Origin of the sequence: Chitinophaga agrisoli (assembly GCF_008386695.1) — a bacterium.
In the GTDB taxonomy this organism is placed as follows: domain Bacteria; phylum Bacteroidota; class Bacteroidia; order Chitinophagales; family Chitinophagaceae; genus Chitinophaga; species Chitinophaga agrisoli.
Genome location: NZ_VUOC01000143.1, coordinates 1 through 519, shown reverse-complemented (window position 1 = coordinate 519; position 519 = coordinate 1). Strand labels below are relative to the sequence as shown.

Genomic DNA, 519 nt, shown 5'->3' with positions numbered 1-519 from the left:
CCTCGGTTCTGACATACGAAATGAAGGCGGCTTGATCGTGAATGTGTTACTTGCCAATAACCATCACTCATTCGATCCTACGAATATGGCCAGCGATATTTCCGTTGTCCGTCTTAGTTCAGCAGTCACCCTTGGTGGTAATATACAACAAGCCTCAGTCATCCTTCAAGGAGTATATGTGCCCCCTCGCTTAAGCGTCGATCTCATCGGTTGGGGAAACACTCCGCAAGGAGGTGCAGTTACCGACGATAACCTATACGGTCTGAGCCTCACCACAGTAGACCGATACACCTGTAGGAGCAAATACGAAGACAGGGAAGTTACCAATACGATGCTTTGCTTTGGCTTACCCAGGGAGGGCGGTCGTGACTTTTTTACCCGTGACGTTGGTGCTCCCGTTTTCTATCAGAACGCTTTGATCAGTCTAATATCCTTCGGGGAGTCTGATGCTAATAACGAGTACCCTCTGGCCGGTACCGGCATCAGCGATTACACGAACTGGATTATCGAAAACTCTGC

At 49.1% G+C, this 519-nt stretch carries 1 protein-coding gene; it reads left to right on the top strand.

Going from position 1 to position 519, the window contains the following annotated elements; translation table 11 throughout:
- Positions 1-519: trypsin-like serine protease (locus tag F0L74_RS34785; protein ID WP_149842253.1), on the top strand; the 519-nt coding region annotated here is incomplete at both ends.